Raw genomic sequence first — 17898 nt, forward strand, 5'->3', positions numbered from 1 at the left:
TGGACCATTCGCCATTTTGGTTCGCGGACGCAAGCGCGACAAAGGTCGCGCGCCAATGGTCCCCGAAATCGATTTTCGTGCAGGTGTCGGTCAATAGCCAAACGCGGCCTGCGGGTCAATCTGTCTTTGCGACTTGCCACGGTGTAAATGCATTGATCGGCTTCGGGCAGAAGTCTATGACAAGGCGCACAACGGACCGGCCATGCCAAATGCAACGGTTCGCCAAGGAGTTTGGAAGATGATTCGCGATACGCTCAGCAACGCCCAAAAGGAGGCCATGAAAGCCAAGGATGCGCCCCGTCTTTCGACCGTGCGGCTCATTCTGTCGGCAATCAAGGACCGGGACATTGCCAACCGGGGCACGGGCAAGGAACAGGCAAGCGACGACGAGATCCTGCAGATCCTTGCCAAGATGATCAAGCAGCGCGACGAATCGGCCAAGATCTACGATGAGGGCGGCCGTCCGGAACTGGCGACCAGGGAGCGCGAGGAGATCGCCATCATCCAGGGCTATATGCCCGCCCAGCTCTCCGACGAGAAGGTGCGCGACATCTGCGCCGCCGTCGTTGCCGAAATCGGGGCTGTCGGCATCAAGGACATGGGCAAGTGCATGGCGATCCTCAGGGAGCGCTATGCTGGGCAGATGGACTTCGCCAAGGCTTCCGCCGCGCTCAAGGACCTGCTGAAGTGAGATCTGAGCGTCGGTCGCTTGTCGGCCGACCTCGGACTGTCATTGGCCGGCTCCGAGCGCGACTTCGCTCGCCGCATCGATGATCGCGAATTTGGCCGCCTGATAATTCCAGTATTCGGACACAAACGCGCGTGAGAGCCAGAAGGGGCTCTTGCCGGGCACGCCGGTCCAGCCGACGCTTCCCAGCACGCCCGCTTCGCGAAGCAAGCGCTTCAGATGCGTGTTGGAGATCAGGAATTGCTCGCGGATACTCTTCAGCGAGATTGGACCGATGACGACCCTTTCTGATTCCGGGTCGAAATGCTCAATCCGCGAAATCAGGTAGTCCATGACGACGCCGCCGGAATTGGCCCAATTGAACAAATTGAAGGTGACGCCGGGATTTCGAACTGCCTCGCTGTGGAAAATGCGCTTTGCGATCTCCGACTGGATGACGGCGAACGCCGACGCGTCCGCAGCCATTCTTGCGACCCTGTCACCGCCATCCAGGTGGTCGAGGATGAAAAGGTGGGTGTTGATCCAGCGCGCCAGATGCTCGGTGGCAGTCTCGGTCGGCTCGAGCAGCCGCGTGCGCCGGTCGGAAAATTCAGGCATCGGGCGCAGGAAGCGATAGGCGAGCATTTCCTGGATGAAGGCGACCGCCGTGTTGCGGCTTGCGATCCGCTGCTTCAGCACCAGGCTGACAAACCGGGCGGCATAGAGAGCCGATCCTGGCTCGTCGGGATAGCCGTGGTAGAGCGCAAAGCCCGCATGGGCCATCAGCCAACGTTGCTGGGCGGCAAAGATCGAGGCGATGCGAGGGCTCTGGTGGTATATGGCGATCAATTCGTTCGCACAACGTAAGATCGCGGCTAGAAAATGATCACTGGAGGCGAGGTCTTTTGCAGTAAAAGCCATGTGTTGGTCCAAACCGGGACAGGCACTCGTTGTCGTGGGGACCGCACTTGTCAACGAATTTCACGGAGAAGGAAATATGCCGGTGACGGAAATATAAGCTAAAGCACATAAAATAGTGAAAACATGCCCAAAATAGAGAAGGCAGGAGCTGGGGGAGCTCCTGCCTTCTTGCTCTTTGCACGGTCTGACGACGCAGGGTGGGGCCCAAAAATCAGACGGTTTACTGCAAAGGCACCCATGTGAGGCGGCGCCGGGGTAGGGATGGTGCCTCACGTAGGGATGGATCGGGACCGGGCAGGGGCTGCCTCGATCCGTCACAAGAACGCTATTGCGGCGCACATCAAGTTTCAAATTACAAAAATATAATGTTGGGGCTGAGGACGCGCCCTAAATCAGCCACATGGGCTCTCGGGCGAGCAAATCGCTCCCGCGCATCGCAGGTGCAAGTGACCCCACAGCGTCTCGGCCAGATGTACGGACTGGGGACAGCAACTATTTGTTTTGTTTCTTTTTCTCAAGCATGAAGTGTCGAAGCACGGCGTTCATGCGTGTCTGCTAGCCGCGATCGCCAGCCTGGAAAAAGTCGATCACATCCTTGTGCAGCCTGATGGAAAGCGCCTTCTTGGCGAGGGGATAGACGACGCAGGCCTCGGCGCAGTTCACGTCGATGTGATCCGCCCAGTCGGGATCGTGCCGCATGGAACGCTTGATATTCTCATCCGTGAGGGCATCGACGCGAGCTCAGTCTGTTAGGCTCTATCCGCCCGGGCGCGTTTTCAGCGGATATCATCGGCGGTGTTCTCTTCTGTCACGGCTTAGAGCTCCGGCAAGGGTACGCAGTTGCATTGCGACCATACTGGGCGCGCTCAACCCTGTGAATAGCGTGTGTGACCTGAACGACCCGCGTGGCATTGCCCGCGGTTCCGGCTTATATGGAGGGTCAAGCCAGAGGTACTTATGCGATATTCCACTTCGTTTCTCGACGATATCCGCGACCGCGTCCTGATTTCGGACGTGATCGGTCGTCGTGTCGGCTGGGATCGGCGCAAGACCAATGTGCCACGCGGCGACTATTGGGCGTGCTGCCCGTTTCATGGCGAGAAGTCTCCGAGCTTCCATTGCGAGGATCGCAAGGGGAGATACCATTGCTTCGGTTGCGGCGTCACCGGCGATCATTTTCGTTTCTTGACCGATCTCGAGGGTCTTAGTTTCCCGGAGGCAGTCCAGCAGATTGCCGATATGGCGGGCGTTCCCATGCCGCAGGTGGACCCTGTCGCCGAGGAACGCGACAAGGAGCGGACATCGCTTCTCGACGTCATGGAAATGGCGACGCAATTCTTCCAGGATCAACTGCAGTCGGCCGTCGGGGCCAAGGCGCGAGCCTATCTGCGCGATCGCGGTCTGACGGGCCGCACGGTCGAGACTTTCCGGCTGGGCTATGCGGCCGACAGCCGCAATGCGCTCAAGGAATTCCTGGCGGGCAAGGGTGTATCGAAAGAGCAGATCGAGGCATGCGGGCTGGTCGTGCACGGGCCTGATATTCCAGTTGCCTATGACCGCTTCCGAGATCGCATCATGTTCCCGATCCTGTCGTCGCGCGACAAGGTCATTGCCTTTGGTGGCCGCGCTATGGCTCCGGATGCACCGGCCAAATATCTGAACTCCAATGAGACCGAGCTCTTTCACAAGGGCAACGTCCTCTACAATTTCAATCGCGCCCGCCGCGCCAGCCAGGTTGCCGGCCGCGCGACCAGCGCCGGTCCGGAAGAGGGAGCCTCAGGCACGATTATCGCGGTCGAAGGCTACATGGATGTCATCGCGCTGCATCAGGCGGGCATCGAGAATGCCGTTGCGCCGCTCGGAACCGCGTTGACGGAGAACCAGCTGGAACTCCTGTGGCGGATGACGCCGCAGCCTGTCCTCTGCTTCGATGGCGACGGGGCCGGCATTCGCGCTGCAAACCGCGGTGTCGATCTGGCCTTGCCCAGGCTGAAGCCGGGCTATTCGGTGCGGTTTGCGATGTTGCCTGATGGCAAGGATCCCGACGATCTGGTGCGTCACGAGGGGCGCGCACCCTTCGACAAGGTGATGGCGCAGGCAAGGCCGCTTGCCGAGATGGTCTGGAACCGCGAACTCAATGCAGGCCGCGTCGATACCCCCGAGGCCCGGGCGGAGCTTGAGGCGCGGCTGAAGCAACTGGTCTCGGTCATCGCCGACGAGAACGTCCGTCGCCACTACCAGCAGGATATCCGCGACCGGCTGAATGGGTTTTTCCAGCCGCAATTCCAAAATCGCGGCAATCAGCAAGGCCGGAACTTCAAGCGAAGCGGCAATGACGGTCGAGGCGGTGGCCGCAACGATCCGCGAGGGGGAGGAGGGCAACGAACCCCCAACACGGCTTCCGACCGGTTGACGGCATCAGGCATGGTCAGGGGACACGACACCGTGCCGGCGTTGCGCGAGAGCGTGCTGGCGCTGTCGATCGTCAATCATCCTCTGTTGCTCCAGGACGAATATGACGAGATCGCCGCCATTGACTACGAAAACCGCGAGCTTCAGCGGCTATGGTCGGCAATGCTTGGAACGGCAGCGACGGTGGCGACGCCGCATCTGACGCGGGAACATCTGATCGACCGCTTGGAGGAACAGGGTTTCGGGGCGTTGCTCAAGGCGCTCGACCAGCAGGTGCGCAATGCCAGGCTCTGGACCGCAACCGAAGAGGCGGCGATGGAGGATGCGCGCGAGGGCTATCGCCAGACGCTTTCGCTGCATCAGCGATCAAAGGCATTGCGGTGGCAGAAGATCGAGCTTGAGCGCGAGATCGCCGAGGCGACGGAGGCGGGCAACGGCGACCAGATCGACCAGTTGATGCGGGCGCTCGAAGAAATCCACAACGAAGGCCTGCGTCTCGAAAACCAGGAAGCGATCATCGACGGTTTCGGCGTGCTCTCCGGCCGCGTCAAGGGCGTCGCGACGCATTAACGATGAACTCCCCGGCTGGAAAGCGAGGCCTAGCCATACTGCACGTGGATAAATTCCTTGCGCCGGGTCTGGCAGTGCTGATCATGGCTTTGCGATTCTCGCCTGAAAGAGCCGGACCGATTGAAAGAGCCTGATGTTGCAGCCACCCTTAGATGATCCGAGGTTTTCAGCTTCCGATGTGCTGTTCGAAGCGCCTTACGACGGCCAGGAGCCGCTGGATGTCCTGAAGAGGATCTACGGCTATTCGTCGTTTCGTGGAAGACAGCAGGAGGTTGTTGAGCATGTGGTTGGCGGCGGCGATGCCGTGGTGCTTTTCCCGACAGGCGCTGGCAAGTCGCTGTGTTTCCAGATCCCGGCACTCTGCCGCGAAGGTCTCGGCATCGTCGTTTCGCCGCTGATTGCGCTGATGCGCGACCAGGTTCAGGCGCTGAAGCAACTGGGCGTTCGGGCAGCAGCCCTGAATTCGTCGCTGTCGCGCGAGGAGGCGCAGGAGGTCTATCGTGCGATATCGAGCGGAACGCTCGACCTCATCTATGTGACGCCCGAGCGCATCCTGACCGACGGTTTCCGGCAGATGATCGGCAACGCCAGGATTGCGCTCTTTGCCATCGACGAGGCCCATTGCGTTTCCCAATGGGGACATGATTTTCGCCCTGAATATCGCGATCTCGGCAAGCTGGCCGAACAGTTTCCTGACGTGCCGCGGGTGGCACTTACGGCGACCGCCGATCCGCATACTCGCGACGACATCATCGAGCGGCTGTCGCTGCAGCGCGCGAAGGTGTTTACGACGAGCTTCGATCGTCCCAACATCGCCTACGAGATCGTCGAACGCGACCAGCCGCGCCAGCAGCTTTTGCGGTTTCTGAGCGGCCACAAGGGCGATAGCGGCATCGTCTATTGCCTGTCGCGCGCAAAGGTCGAAGACACGGCCGAGTGGCTGAACGGGCAGGGGATCCGCGCACTTGCCTATCACGCAGGCATGGATCGTTTGGTGCGCGACACCAATCAGGACGCGTTCCTCAAGCAGGAAGACCTCTGCCTGGTGGCGACCGTCGCCTTCGGCATGGGGATCGACAAGCCTGATGTGCGCTACGTGGCGCATCTGGATATTCCAGGCTCTGTCGAGGCCTATTACCAGGAGACGGGGCGCGCCGGGCGCGACGGGTTGCCGTCGAATGTCTGGATGGCCTATGGCATGGCCGACGTCATTCAGCGCGGCCGGATGATCGACGAGGGTAATGCCGCCGACGAGATCAAGCGGGTCGAAAAGGCAAAGCTCAACGCACTTCTCGGTATCTGCGAGACCGCAGGTTGCCGGCGCCAGGCGATTCTTGGCCATTTCGGCGAAGCCCATGCGGGCGGTTGCGGCAATTGTGATACCTGCCTGAAGCCGGTCGAGACCTGGGAGGGAACGGAGGCGGCGATCAAGGCGCTGGCCGCCATCTATCGCACCGGCGAGCGTTTTGGCGCCGGCCACGTGATCGATGTGCTGATGGGCACCGTCAACGAGAAGACCCAACGTTTTGGTCATGCCGATATGCCGGTCTTCGGAGTGGGGAAGGATATTCCGGCGCGGACATGGCAATCGGTGTTTCGCCAGTTGCTTGCCGGCGGCTTCATCAGCGTCGATCACACCGCCTTCGGCGCACTGAAGCTCGAGCCTGATGCAAAGGTGGTGTTCAAGCGCGAGCGGCAGGTGTTTTTCCGCAAGGACCGGCCGACGGCGGACCGAAAGGACAAGAGCGCCCGGGCATCGGCGTCGAGCGCCAAGTCCAGCCTTTTGGGTGGCGATGCGGTTCTTTTCGAGGCGTTGCGCATTGAGCGGACGAAGATCGCAAGGGCGCTCGAAGTCCCGCCTTACGTCGTCTTCCCCGACACGACGCTCATCGCGCTCGCAACCGGGCGACCGAAGAACCGCGATCAGTTGCTGGGGGTGCAGGGGATTGGCCAGGCAAAGCTCGATCGATATGGCGATGCATTCCTTAAGGTCATCCGGGCACATCTCGACGCATAGCCGGAGGCTTGGCGCAGGCCTGCGTCGCATCTTCATTGGCGGCTGTCTTCAATACGCCATTGCGCTGGCGTTTCGAGGCGCCCAGGCTTAATCATGAATTGATGCAAGCTGCTATCTGTGTCGCATACCAGCGTTGATTTCGACGCAAGCGACTTTTCTCAGAGGTCACCGAGCCGCATGACAACAGCATTTATCGACCATCTCAAATCGGAAATCGCCGGGCTGAAAGAAACGGGTCTTTACAAGACCGAGCGCGTGATCACTTCGAAGCAGGCCGGCGAAATCACGGTCGCCGGCGGCGAACGGGTGCTGAATTTCTGCGCAAACAACTACCTCGGGCTTGCCGACAATGCCGAGCTCGCAGAAGCCGGCAAACGGGCGCTCGATCGCTATGGCTATGGCATGGCCTCCGTGCGCTTCATCTGCGGCACGCAGGAAGAGCACAAGCAGCTCGAAGAGCGGATTTCGTCCTTCCTCGGGATGGAGGACACAATCCTTTATTCCTCCTGCTTCGATGCCAATGGAGGGCTTTTCGAGACGCTGCTGTCGGACGAGGACGCGATCATTTCCGACGCGCTCAATCACGCCTCGATCATCGACGGCGTCAGGCTCTCCAAGGCCAAGCGTTTCCGCTACGCCAACAACGACATGGCTGCGCTTGAGGAGGAACTTAAGAAGGCCGAAGGCTGCCGTTTCAAGCTGATTGCCACCGACGGTGTGTTTTCAATGGACGGGATCATTGCCAATCTCGGCGGCGTTTGCGATCTCGCCGAGAAATACGGCGCCATGGTCATGGTTGACGACAGCCATGCCGTCGGCTTCGTCGGCCGGCATGGGCGCGGCTCGGCCGAGCATTGCGGCGTCGAGGGTCGGATCGACATCATCACCGGCACGCTCGGCAAGGCGCTCGGCGGTGCCTCGGGCGGCTATACCGCTGCGAAGGCGGAAATTGTCGACTGGTTGCGGCAGCGCTCGCGGCCCTATCTGTTTTCGAACACGCTGGCGCCCGTGATCGCGGCCGCCTCTTTGAAGGTGTTCGACCTGATCGACAATGGCGACGCGCTGCGCGACCGGCTTTCGAGCAATGCCGCGCTTTTTCGCAGCGAAATGACCAAGCTTGGCTTCACGCTTGCCGGCGAGGGGCATCCGATCATCCCGGTCATGCTCGGGGACGCGAAGCTGGCGCAGGACATGGCGGCGCTAATGCTGAAGAAAGGCGTCTACGTGATCGGCTTTGCCTTTCCTGTTGTGCCCAAGGGGCAGGCCCGCATCCGGACGCAGATGTCGGCTGCGCATTCAAGGGCGGATGTCGAGCGGGTGATTGCTGCGTTTGCCGAAGCGGGCCGGGAGTTGGGTGTGATTTGATATCTACCCTCCCCTTAAGGGGGGGGTCGGTACGCAGTGCCGGGGTGGGGTGATCCATTGGGTGTCGCGAATGCTGAGACTGTCACCCGCAGCTGCGCTACGACCTCCGCCATCAAAGGGGAGGTAAAGGCAAAAATAAGGAACATACAATGTCGAACATGATGAAGGCGCTGGTGAAGGCTAAGCCCGAGGTCGGGCTCTGGATGGAGCATGTTCCGGTGCCGGAGGTCGGGCCGAACGATGTGCTGATCCGGGTGAAGAAATCAGCGATCTGTGGCACTGACGTTCACATCTGGAACTGGGACCAGTGGGCGCAGAAGACGATCCCGGTGCCGATGGTCGTCGGCCATGAATTCTGTGGCGAGATCGCCGAGATCGGCTCCTCGGTCACCAAGTACCATGTCGGCGAGCGGGTCTCGGGCGAGGGGCACATCGTCTGCGGCAAGTGCCGCAACTGCCGGGCGGGGCGGGGGCATCTGTGCCGCAACACGCTCGGCGTCGGTGTCAACCGGCCGGGCTCCTTCGGCGAATTCGTCTGCATTCCTGAATCCAACGTCGTGCCGATCCCGGACGACATCAGCGACGAGGTTGCTGCGATCTTCGATCCGTTCGGCAATGCGGTTCACACCGCACTCTCGTTCGATCTCGTCGGCGAGGATGTGCTTGTCACCGGCGCCGGACCGATCGGCATCATGGGGGCGATGGTCGCCAAGCACTCAGGCGCCCGCAAGGTCGTCATCACCGACATCAATCCGATCCGTCTCGAGCTTGCCCGCAAGGTCGGCATCGACTACGTCGTCGATGCTTCGAAGGAAAACCTCTCCGATGTCATGAAGGCGATCGGCATGACCGAGGGTTTCGACGTAGGGCTCGAAATGTCGGGTGCAGCACCCGCCTTCCGCGACATGATCGACAAGATGAACAATGGCGGCAAGATCGCCATCCTCGGGATTGCGCCGGCCGGCTTCGAGATCGACTGGAACAAGGTCATCTTCAAGATGCTGAACCTCAAGGGCATCTACGGCCGCGAAATGTTCGAGACCTGGTACAAGATGATTGCCTTCGTCCAGGGCGGGCTCGACATTTCGCCCATCATTACCCATCGCATCGGCATCGACGATTTTCGCGAAGGGTTCGAGGCGATGCGTTCGGGCAACTCCGGCAAGGTGGTGATGGATTGGGCGTAAGCTTTCGCTTTCGGACCGGTTGTGGTAAGAGGTGCGATGGTGCCGACATCATTATGTTGTGGCAATTCGGGCGTGGTATCGCTATATCCCGCTCAAGTTTCGGTGCGCGCCCTTGTCTTCGCACCGAGGCTTCCTAAGTTATGGAAGCAGTGGGTTATGGTGCGGAAGCCTGTGGATAAGGCTATTTTGCGATTTTCGTAAGCTTTTTCTCCGGAAAAGCTTGACGGGAGCAAAAATTGTGGGAATCACCGTTTACCCCAAGGGCAAATTCAGGTTTACCCAAAGGGTAGCTTGAGCGTTAACCCAGGAGAAACCGCGAACTGGGTCAGGAAGATCACACAACCATGGCCGGAACTTCAAACGCGATTGAGCTCTGCCGTCCGACGCCGGCGATCGTGGTTAAGCAGGAATTAAAGGTCATTCCATTAGGTGAGTGTGGGTGATTCGAGGCGGGCGCTTGATGTGCCAGGCCATGCGACGGCCATTCACCGAAGCAAAGTTCAAAGCGTCAGGGAAAGCGACGATATAGATGGCAACCAAAGTCAAAGAAAACGAAGAAGCTGAAGTCGAACGCGACGGCGCCTCCGACGGCCCGCTTCTCGATCTTTCCGATGACGCGGTCAAGAAGATGATCAAGGCCGCTAAGAAGCGCGGCTATGTGACGATGGACGAGCTCAATGCCGTTCTTCCGTCCGAAGAGGTGACATCGGAACAGATCGAAGACACGATGGCGATGCTGTCCGACATGGGCATCAATGTCATCGAGGACGAAGACGTCGAGGAGCCGGGGACGCCTGCTGCTGCCGACGACGACGACAGCAACGATAACGAGGAAAGCGAAGGCGGCGAGCTTGCTCCGTCAGGCGGCTCCGCACTTGCGACAGCCAAGAAGAAAGAGCCGACTGACCGTACCGACGACCCGGTGCGCATGTATCTGCGCGAGATGGGCTCCGTCGAGCTTCTGTCGCGTGAAGGCGAAATCGCCATTGCCAAGCGCATCGAGGCCGGCCGCGAAACGATGATCGGCGGTCTCTGCGAGAGCCCGTTGACGTTCCAGGCGCTGATCATCTGGCGCGACGAACTCAACGAAGGCACGACGCTGCTGCGCGAGATCATCGATCTCGAAACCACCTATTCCGGTCCCGAAGCCAAGGCTGCGCCGCAATTCCAGAGCCCGGAAAAGATCGAGGCCGACCGCAAGGCGGCTGAAGAGAAGGAAAAGGCCCGCAAGATCCGCTTCCCCGGCGACGACGACATTACCGATGTCGGCGGCGAGGGCCAGCAGGGCGAGGAAGAGGAAGACGACGAGGACGAAAGCAGCCTGTCGCTCGCGGCGATGGAATTCGAACTGCGCCCGCAGGTCATGCTGACGCTCGACACGATCGCCGAAACCTACAAGAAGCTGCGCAAGCTGCAGGATCAGCAGGTCGAGCAGCGCCTTGCCGCATCCGGCACTTTGTCCTCGGCCCAGGAGCGCCGCTACAAGGAGCTCAAGGACGAACTCATCAAGTCGGTGAAGTCGCTGTCGCTCAACCAGAACCGCGTCGATGCGCTGGTCGAGCAGCTTTACGACATTTCCAAGCGGCTGATGCAGAACGAAGGCAAGCTCCTGCGGCTGGCCGAATCCTACGGCGTCAAGCGCGACAGCTTCCTCGAGCAGTATCAGGGAGCCGAGCTCGATCCGAACTGGATGAAGTCGATTGGCAATCTTGCGGCACGCGGCTGGAAGGAATTCGCCAAGAGCGAAAACACGACGATCCGCGACATCCGTCAGGAAATCCAGAACCTTGCAACCGAGACCGGCATCTCCATCACGGAATTCCGCCGCATCGTGTCCATGGTGCAGAAGGGCGAGCGCGAGGCGCGCATTGCTAAGAAGGAAATGGTCGAAGCCAACCTTCGCCTCGTGATTTCCATCGCCAAGAAGTACACGAACCGCGGGCTGCAGTTCCTCGATCTCATTCAGGAAGGCAATATCGGCCTGATGAAGGCGGTCGACAAGTTCGAGTATCGCCGCGGCTACAAGTTCTCGACCTATGCGACCTGGTGGATCAGGCAGGCAATCACCCGCTCGATCGCCGACCAGGCCCGCACCATCCGTATTCCGGTGCACATGATCGAGACGATCAACAAGATCGTCCGCACATCGCGTCAGATGCTGCACGAGATCGGTCGCGAGCCTACCCCGGAAGAGTTGGCCGAAAAGCTGGCGATGCCGCTTGAAAAGGTCCGCAAGGTCCTTAAAATCGCCAAGGAGCCGATCTCGCTCGAAACCCCCGTGGGCGACGAGGAGGATTCGCATCTCGGCGATTTCATCGAGGACAAGAATGCGCTTCTGCCGATCGATGCCGCCATCCAGGCGAACCTGCGCGAGACGACCACCCGGGTTCTCGCCTCGCTGACGCCGCGTGAAGAGCGCGTGCTTCGCATGCGTTTCGGCATCGGCATGAACACCGACCACACGCTCGAAGAAGTCGGCCAGCAGTTCTCGGTCACCCGGGAACGCATCCGCCAGATCGAAGCCAAGGCACTGCGCAAGCTGAAGCACCCGTCGAGGAGCCGCAAGCTGCGGAGCTTCCTGGACAGCTAGTCGCATGCGCTGATGCTTGTACAATCGAACCCGGTCAGGCTAAACTGGCCGGGTTTTTGTTTTTCTGCCTTTTCGTGGGGCGGTAGCCAGATAGCGTCGCCCTGCACGCTTTCTGCCATCGAGTGTCTGTTCCGTCATGCAGCAAGATTCCGAAAAGGCTAGAAAAGCGTTTCCATGGGGTACTCCCGTCTCGATCTTCGTCCATCTGGCAATCGCTGCTGTCTTTCTCGTAAACATTCCCGCCAAACAGCCGACGCCTGAACAGGAACAGGCCGTCAATGTCGAGCTCGTGCCCCCGGCTGAGGAGAAGAAGCCGGAGGAGAAGAAGCCCGAAGAGGCGAAGAAGGAGGAGAAGAAGCCTGAGGAAAAGCCACCGGAAGTAAAGCCGCCAGTGAAGCTTCCAGAGATGCCGAAGGCTGAAACAAAGCCGGAAGAGCCGCCGCCACCGCCCCCGGAGCCGCCGAAAGAGGAGGCGAAGGAGGAGCCTAAACCAGAGCCTCCCAAACCACAGCCGAGGCCCGTCATTCCGCCAATGAAGCCGGTCTACGAGTTTGGTCCTGAGGATAGGGGACCCGAACAATCGGATAAGGGCAACGCTGCGGCCACTGAAGTGAAATCGAGCGAGACTGAACGCTCTACGCCACCTCAGGCAAAGCCCGACCAGGTTTCACCGCATGAAAAGCCGGCATCAGCAGCGCCGGTTGCCAAGGGCATTGATCTGCCCAAAGTCCAGACTGCCGATACGCATTCTGAAAAGGATGCACCGACTGCATTGGGTCCTGATGATGCCAAGGTGAGCCTGGAGACCGAGAAGGCTCTCGAAGTCGCAACTCCGGAGAAGACCGATCCCTCGACGCCGGTGAAGCCGAACGCCACACCCATCGAAGAAGATAAATTGAACCGGCCGAAGAAGCTTTTCTCGCAGAAATCGAACTCCGGGGCGAGGGGCACTACCGCTATGGGCAACCTCTCTCAAGAGACGCGTGTCGGGCAACTTTGCCAGTCGGAAATGGTGGCTCAGCTTCAGCAATCCACACCATCTTACAGCCCTTTACTTGCGCCGACGTATCTGGGAACGGGCAGCACGGTTCTCAGCGTAGATCGCGGGGCCTTCCTCAATCCTGACGGATGGTATGACGTGAGCTTCCGATGTGAGGTCAATCGCGGCGCGACGAAGGTGATTTCTTTCGACCTGAACGTTGGTAATCCCGTTCCGAGAAGCGAATGGAAGAGCCGAAACTTTCCGGACTACTAATCTCCGAACGTCCTCGTTGAATTCCCCGCCAGCCTGGCGCAAGAACGACCATGTAGCCTCTTCTTTGCAGCCGGGATGGTTCCGGAATCAGAGGGGACAATGATATGTCGAATGAAGTCGAGCGCTTTCTGGAGACGCAGGACGAAGTTGTTAGCCTGATGTTTCTCGAGAACAAGAGCGATGAACTCACCGATATTCTGGTCGAGGCGCTCGAGGAAGCGCTGAAGATCCTCAAATTCGAAGTTTCCCACGACACCGTTCATTGATTGTACCGGCGGCCCCAAGCGTTCCGCGATCGGATCGACGATTGCTTGTTGGCGCATGAGGCGAGGACTATACTCCGTCTTTGATGGAGCGAGAGGATCGTTTGCCGGCGCAAAGAGGGTTTGTTTCAGCGTAGAGGAGACGTTTGGGCGTAGCGTGGCGTCGGTGCCGCCGTGCCTCCATCGAGGAGGTCTCAAATGAGCACTTATATTGTATTGATCAACTGGACCGAGCAAGGCGTCAAGAATGTGCGCGAATCACCGCGCCGGCTCGATGCCGCCAAGAAGCTGCTGCGCGAGATGGGCGGCAATTTCAAGGAATTCTATCTCACCATGGGCGAACACGACATGGTGGCGGTGTGCGACGCGCCGGACGATGCGGTCGCTGCGCGCTTCGCGCTTTCGCTCGGCTCCGGCGGCAGCGTGCGCACCCGAACGCTCAAGGCCTTTCCCGAAGCCGCCTATCGCGAAATCATCAATTCGCTCGGCTGATAAGGTGCGACATCAGGCATGAGGCATGGCACGGCCGCTCTGCGCCGCGATGCCGTTGCCTCATGACAGGGAATGCCGGTCAGTCCCGGCGGAAGACGCTTGCCAAAACTGGCTTCGGTGACGAATGTCTGGTTGTTGTTGCATGCGGCATCACCAGCCGCTTTGACGATTTTCGCGCTGCGGCAAATTGTCGGCGAGCGCATATCGCGGTTGACATGGCGGCGGATCGGGGAGAGCAGGGCATCAGTCTTGCTTTTGCCGACAGCAAAGTTCCCGTTGCGTGCGCCGCCTTATCGGCGACGGGTCGCAGAAAGTCTTCATGGACCAGCCACATCTCATTTCGGGCAGTGTTCTGCGCAATGCCGGTTATCGCTCCTTTGCCGCCTCGCGGGTGTTCTCGTCGCTGTCGTTCCAGGCGATCACGGTGGCGATGGGCTGGATGATCTACGACCAGACACATAGTGCCTTTGCGCTCGGTTTCGTCGGCTTCTGCCAGTTTCTACCGATGATGCTTCTGACATTCGTCGTCGGCCACGTCGCGGACCGATTTGATCGACGCCGCATCGGCCTCGTTTGCCAGATAATCGAAGCTCTGACTTCGGTAGCACTTGCCATCGCCGTTTGGCAGCATTGGGTGACGCCTGCGGTGATCCTCTCAGCCGTCGCGATCCTCGGAGCGGCAACCGCCTTCGAGCGGCCGACGATGGCTGCGTTGCTGCCGAACGTCGTCGGCCCGGCGCTGCTTCAGAAGGCTGTCGCGACCTCGACGTCGATGATGCAGACGGCGCTGATCATCGGGCCGTCGCTCGGTGGCCTGCTCTATGGCCTGAGCCCGATCGCCCCATTCATCATGGCTGCAGTTCTTTTCACGGTCGCGAGCATCAACGTTGCCTCGATAAGGATCGAGCGCCGCCAGGCGGCGCGCGAGCCTGTGACACTTTCCTCGGTCTTTGCCGGCGTCTCCTTCATCAAGGGAAAGCCGCTGATGCTGGGCACCATCTCGCTCGATCTCTTTGCGGTGCTGCTCGGCGGGGCGACGGCACTGCTGCCGATGTTTGCGCGCGACATTCTCCATGCCGGTCCATGGGGGCTGGGCTTGCTGCGGGCAGCGCCGGCGGTCGGAGCCCTTAGCATGTCGATTGTTCTCGCGCGTTCGCCGCTGCAGGCCGATGTCGGCAAGAAGATGCTGACCGCCGTCTTTATCTTCGGTGTTGCGACGGTGGTCTTTGCCCTGTCGAGCAATATCGCGCTGTCGATCCTGGCGCTCCTCGTCGTCGGCGCCGCCGATACCGTCAGCGTCGTCGTGCGCAGTTCCCTCGTGCAGCTCTTGACGCCGGACGCGATGCGCGGCCGGGTCAACGCGGTCAATTCACTGTTCATCGGCACGTCGAACCAGCTAGGCGAATTCGAATCCGGCATGCTGGCGGGCGTGCTCGGCCCGGTCGCAACCGGCATCGTCGGCGGCGTCGGCACGATCGTCGTCGTGCTCTTGTGGATGCGCCTCTTCCCCGAGCTGACCAAGGTCAAGACGCTGCAAGGGTAGAGTCTTATCGGCCGTAAGCCTCGTCGAGCGCTGCTATATCGATCTTGACCATCTGCATCATCGCCGCCTGGACGCGGTTGGCTTTTTCCGTGTCCGGATCGTTCATGTAGCCCATCAGCGCATCGGGAATGATCTGCCAGGCGACCCCGTAGCGGTCCTTCAGCCATCCGCATTGCTGGGGCTTGCCGCCATCGAGCAGCCGTTCCCAATAATAATCGACCTCGGCCTGGTCCTTGCAGGAAACAAAAAATGAAATTGCCTCGTTGAAGGTGAAATGCGGCCCGCCATTCAGTCCCATGAAGTGCTGGCCGGCGAGTTCGAAGGTGGCAGTGAATGCCTTGCCGTCGGGGCCGCGCTTCATCGATGTGACGCGGCCCTCCTTGAAGATCGAGGTATAGAAGGTGATTGCCTCTTCGAGCTGGTTGTTGAACCAGAGAAAGGGTGTGATTTTCTGCAAGGGTGCGGTCCTCCTCGTTGCGATCGATCTTTTACAGGACGTGCGGCATCAGCTTAGTCCTACAAATATTTCGTATCTTTTTGAAGACGGGCCTACGCAAGGGGTCTGGAACCGCCGCATCCGCTCTGCTAACCAGCCCTCCATGATAACGCTCGTTCCCTTTGCCACCGCGCATTTCGATCCGTTGATCTCCTGGTTTCGCAACGAGGCAGAGGCGGTGCAATGGGCAGGTGCCACCGTGACCTTTCCGCTCGATCACGAGCAGCTCCAGGCGATGCTTGACGAGACGCTTGACGAGCCTCCGCAGCGTCTGGCGTGGATGGCGGCATGCGAGAGCCGTCTTGTAGGCCACCTCCAGCTTGCCTTCGACTGGCGCAACGGCATCGGACGGCTGGCGCGCGTCGGCATTGCGCCAGCGCAGCGCGGTCGCGGGTTTGCCGCCGCCATGTTGGGCGAGGTCGTGGAGCGCGCCTTTGCGATGCCCGGGATCGAACGGCTGGAGCTCAACGTCTTCAGCTTCAACACACCGGCATTGCGCGCCTATGAGCGGCTCGGCTTCGTCAGGGAGGGCGTCCGCTGCTCATCCGCGCGGGTGGGGTCGGAGCGGTGGGACACCGTGATGATGGGATTGCTCAAGGCGGAATATCGGAGCGAACCTGGAAGGGAGATCGGATGACGCAGACACTCTTGACCATCCAGACACAAGGCCAGGGCCTTTACGAATTCACCGATGAAGCGGCTGATTTTGTCCGCACGGCGGGCGGCAGCGACGGCCTGCTGACCGTTTTCGTCAGGCATACCTCCTGTTCGCTGTTGATCCAGGAAAATGCCGATCCCGACGTCAAGACCGACCTCCACACGTTTTTCCGCCGCCTGGTGCCGCCTTCCTCGGATCCCTCCATGCGCTGGGTCGTTCACACGACCGAGGGGCCGGATGATATGCCTGCCCATATCAAATCCGCGTTGACGCAGGTCTCCGTCGGCATTCCCTTTTCAGGCGGGCGTCTGGCGCTCGGCACCTGGCAGGGCCTCTATCTTTTCGAGCATCGGGACAGGCCGCACAGGCGCGAGATCGTGCTTCATCTGAGCGCCTGAAAAGCCGGCGGTGATCGTTCGGCGTGTTAATTTAATTGAATGCTATGTGAACGCGTGGTTCGCGCGGCGTTCATCTTCGTCGCTCTATCCTCCACCCAATCCCGAGGAAAACGGGATTATCGAGACATATTCAGGAGGAATTCGCATGACCACCATTCTCAGCAAGCTTGGCATCGCTGCCCTGATCGGGCTCGGCTCCATTTCAGCAATGATCTCGACGGCTTCGGCCTCGCCTTACGTGCGAACCGTCCACGAGGTTCGCTACGACCGGCACCACGCGCGCGTTTGTTCGCCCGTGCAGGCGGTGCGCAAGGCCCGTGCCCATGGCCTGCGCAATGCGCACGTCGCCGAAATCGCTCCACGCCGTGTCATCGTAGACGGCCGTAGCCGCTTCGGGCGCGACCGCATCGTCTTTGCGAATGTACCAGGTTGCCCAATCATTCGCCGCTAAGCGCTGCGTCAAAAGCCTGGCCGAGGCCGTGTTCGCCAGCGATCACGGCCTCGTTTTTTTCACTGATCTAATCGACGCGGACACTGGCGCATCGCCGGCCATCCTCTTAACTGGTTATTGCGTGAATGACTGATTCTGAACTTGTTCGGCGTCCGGGTCGTTACATCAGGCAACCGCTCTACAATGCGGCTTGGCCACGAGACAAAGCGTTTCGCTTGAGGAGAAATAAATGAAGCAGGTTTTTGCAAACCTCGGGTTCGCAGCGGCCATCGCCGTCGGCGCCTTTTCGGGCACGGTGACAAGTGCCGCCGCTCAGAATCTTGATATCTATGTCGGCCCCGGTTATCACCGTCCGCCGCCGCCGGATTATGGCCGCCCACCACCGCCTCCAGGCTACGGCTATGGTGGCGACTATGGCCGCCGCGGCTGCGATCCGCGCCAGGCAGTGAGCATCGCCCGGGACTATGGCTTCCGTCGCGCCCGCGTCAGCGACGTCACGCCGCGCCGGGTCATCGTCGACGGCTACAGCCGTCGTGGCCCCGACACGATGGTATTCGCCAACGTCCGCGGCTGCCCCGTCATGGGTCGCTGATCAGACAAGCCTGTCTCAATT

General features: G+C 60.1%; 17 protein-coding genes. 14 read left to right on the forward strand and 3 right to left on the reverse strand.

Translation table 11 applies throughout. The features are described from left to right. Positions 1–238: 238 nt before the first annotated feature. Positions 239–691 (forward strand): GatB/YqeY domain-containing protein, encoded by a 453-nt coding sequence (locus tag AB4Z52_RS03010; protein WP_442216398.1) that lies wholly within the window; start codon positions 239–241, stop codon positions 689–691. Positions 692–730: 39 nt separating this feature from the next. Here AB4Z52_RS03010 and AB4Z52_RS03015 read toward each other — a convergent pair whose 3' ends face one another. Beyond that, positions 731–1588 (reverse strand): hypothetical protein, encoded by an 858-nt coding sequence (locus tag AB4Z52_RS03015; protein ID WP_442216399.1) that lies wholly within the window; start codon positions 1586–1588, stop codon positions 731–733. A gap of 555 nt (positions 1589–2143) precedes the next feature. Next, positions 2144–2287 (reverse strand): hypothetical protein, encoded by a 144-nt coding sequence (locus AB4Z52_RS03020; RefSeq protein ID WP_442216400.1) that lies wholly within the window; start codon positions 2285–2287, stop codon positions 2144–2146. A gap of 258 nt (positions 2288–2545) precedes the next feature. On the opposite strand from AB4Z52_RS03020, the gene dnaG reads away from it, so the two are divergent. The 9 genes from dnaG (at position 2546) to AB4Z52_RS03065 (ending at position 15282) form a co-directional block, all read left to right on the forward strand. Further along, positions 2546–4570: a DNA primase gene (gene dnaG / locus AB4Z52_RS03025; protein ID WP_442216401.1), complete on the forward strand. Its 2025-nt coding sequence runs from the start codon at positions 2546–2548 to the stop codon at positions 4568–4570. A gap of 133 nt (positions 4571–4703) precedes the next feature. Next, the gene (gene recQ / locus AB4Z52_RS03030) at positions 4704–6587 is read left to right on the forward strand and encodes a DNA helicase RecQ (protein WP_442216402.1); all 1884 of its coding nucleotides are present in this window, start codon (positions 4704–4706) and stop codon (positions 6585–6587) included. Between the two features lie 177 nt (positions 6588–6764). Then, positions 6765–7952 (forward strand): glycine C-acetyltransferase, encoded by a 1188-nt coding sequence (locus tag AB4Z52_RS03035; protein ID WP_442216403.1) that lies wholly within the window; start codon positions 6765–6767, stop codon positions 7950–7952. A 149-nt stretch (positions 7953–8101) separates the two neighbouring features. Next, on the forward strand, positions 8102–9139 hold the full coding sequence (gene tdh, locus AB4Z52_RS03040; RefSeq protein ID WP_442216404.1) for an L-threonine 3-dehydrogenase: 1038 nt from the start codon (positions 8102–8104) through the stop codon (positions 9137–9139). Positions 9140–9668: 529 nt separating this feature from the next. After that, positions 9669–11729: an RNA polymerase sigma factor RpoD gene (gene rpoD, locus AB4Z52_RS03045; protein ID WP_442216405.1), complete on the forward strand. Its 2061-nt coding sequence runs from the start codon at positions 9669–9671 to the stop codon at positions 11727–11729. A gap of 136 nt (positions 11730–11865) precedes the next feature. Continuing rightward, entirely contained in the window at positions 11866–12984 is a 1119-nt protein-coding gene (locus AB4Z52_RS03050) for a DUF930 domain-containing protein (RefSeq protein WP_442216406.1), read from the forward strand. A gap of 104 nt (positions 12985–13088) precedes the next feature. Next, on the forward strand, positions 13089–13250 hold the full coding sequence (locus tag AB4Z52_RS03055) for a hypothetical protein (protein WP_442216407.1): 162 nt from the start codon (positions 13089–13091) through the stop codon (positions 13248–13250). A 195-nt stretch (positions 13251–13445) separates the two neighbouring features. Beyond that, complete coding sequence (locus AB4Z52_RS03060) at positions 13446–13739, forward strand: GYD domain-containing protein (RefSeq protein WP_442216408.1); 294 nt, start codon at positions 13446–13448, stop codon at positions 13737–13739. A gap of 319 nt (positions 13740–14058) precedes the next feature. Beyond that, positions 14059–15282, forward strand: coding sequence for an MFS transporter (locus AB4Z52_RS03065; RefSeq protein WP_442216409.1), 1224 nt, complete (start codon positions 14059–14061; stop codon positions 15280–15282). Between the two features lie 4 nt (positions 15283–15286). On the opposite strand, the gene AB4Z52_RS03070 is transcribed toward AB4Z52_RS03065, so the two are convergent. After that, positions 15287–15739: a VOC family protein gene (locus tag AB4Z52_RS03070; RefSeq protein WP_442216410.1), complete on the reverse strand. Its 453-nt coding sequence runs from the start codon at positions 15737–15739 to the stop codon at positions 15287–15289. A 142-nt stretch (positions 15740–15881) separates the two neighbouring features. Here AB4Z52_RS03070 and AB4Z52_RS03075 point away from each other — a divergent pair, with 142 nt between their 5' ends. From AB4Z52_RS03075 to AB4Z52_RS03090, 4 genes are all read left to right on the forward strand, one after another. After that, positions 15882–16415 (forward strand): GNAT family N-acetyltransferase, encoded by a 534-nt coding sequence (locus AB4Z52_RS03075; RefSeq protein WP_442216411.1) that lies wholly within the window; start codon positions 15882–15884, stop codon positions 16413–16415. Continuing rightward, positions 16412–16834, forward strand: coding sequence for a secondary thiamine-phosphate synthase enzyme YjbQ (locus AB4Z52_RS03080; protein WP_442216412.1), 423 nt, complete (start codon positions 16412–16414; stop codon positions 16832–16834). Before AB4Z52_RS03075 ends, AB4Z52_RS03080 begins: the two co-directional genes overlap by 4 nt. A 145-nt stretch (positions 16835–16979) precedes the next feature. Further along, positions 16980–17285 carry a hypothetical protein gene (locus AB4Z52_RS03085; RefSeq protein ID WP_442216413.1) on the forward strand — a complete coding sequence of 102 codons (306 nt, stop codon included), beginning with the start codon at positions 16980–16982 and terminating at the stop codon, positions 17283–17285. 229 nt (positions 17286–17514) lie between these two features. Continuing rightward, positions 17515–17877 (forward strand): hypothetical protein, encoded by a 363-nt coding sequence (locus tag AB4Z52_RS03090; RefSeq protein WP_442216414.1) that lies wholly within the window; start codon positions 17515–17517, stop codon positions 17875–17877. Positions 17878–17898 lie beyond the last annotated feature (21 nt).

Origin of the sequence: Rhizobium sp. 2YAF20, from assembly GCF_052114685.1 — a bacterium.
Lineage (GTDB): Bacteria > Pseudomonadota > Alphaproteobacteria > Rhizobiales > Rhizobiaceae > Rhizobium.

Coding starts and splice junctions, on each gene's coding strand:
- AB4Z52_RS03065 (WP_442216409.1), top strand. CDS start 14,059: ATGGACCAGCCACATCTCATTTCGGGCAGTGTTCTGCGCAATGCCGGT.
- AB4Z52_RS03055 (WP_442216407.1), top strand. CDS start 13,089: ATGTCGAATGAAGTCGAGCGCTTTCTGGAGACGCAGGACGAAGTTGTT.
- dnaG (WP_442216401.1), top strand. CDS start 2,546: ATGCGATATTCCACTTCGTTTCTCGACGATATCCGCGACCGCGTCCTG.
- AB4Z52_RS03050 (WP_442216406.1), top strand. CDS start 11,866: ATGCAGCAAGATTCCGAAAAGGCTAGAAAAGCGTTTCCATGGGGTACT.
- AB4Z52_RS03090 (WP_442216414.1), top strand. CDS start 17,515: ATGAAGCAGGTTTTTGCAAACCTCGGGTTCGCAGCGGCCATCGCCGTC.
- recQ (WP_442216402.1), top strand. CDS start 4,704: ATGTTGCAGCCACCCTTAGATGATCCGAGGTTTTCAGCTTCCGATGTG.
- AB4Z52_RS03075 (WP_442216411.1), top strand. CDS start 15,882: ATGATAACGCTCGTTCCCTTTGCCACCGCGCATTTCGATCCGTTGATC.
- tdh (WP_442216404.1), top strand. CDS start 8,102: ATGTCGAACATGATGAAGGCGCTGGTGAAGGCTAAGCCCGAGGTCGGG.
- AB4Z52_RS03020 (WP_442216400.1), bottom strand. CDS start 2,287: ATGCGGCACGATCCCGACTGGGCGGATCACATCGACGTGAACTGCGCC.
- AB4Z52_RS03060 (WP_442216408.1), top strand. CDS start 13,446: ATGAGCACTTATATTGTATTGATCAACTGGACCGAGCAAGGCGTCAAG.
- rpoD (WP_442216405.1), top strand. CDS start 9,669: ATGGCAACCAAAGTCAAAGAAAACGAAGAAGCTGAAGTCGAACGCGAC.
- AB4Z52_RS03080 (WP_442216412.1), top strand. CDS start 16,412: ATGACGCAGACACTCTTGACCATCCAGACACAAGGCCAGGGCCTTTAC.
- AB4Z52_RS03010 (WP_442216398.1), top strand. CDS start 239: ATGATTCGCGATACGCTCAGCAACGCCCAAAAGGAGGCCATGAAAGCC.
- AB4Z52_RS03085 (WP_442216413.1), top strand. CDS start 16,980: ATGACCACCATTCTCAGCAAGCTTGGCATCGCTGCCCTGATCGGGCTC.
- AB4Z52_RS03015 (WP_442216399.1), bottom strand. CDS start 1,588: ATGGCTTTTACTGCAAAAGACCTCGCCTCCAGTGATCATTTTCTAGCC.
- AB4Z52_RS03035 (WP_442216403.1), top strand. CDS start 6,765: ATGACAACAGCATTTATCGACCATCTCAAATCGGAAATCGCCGGGCTG.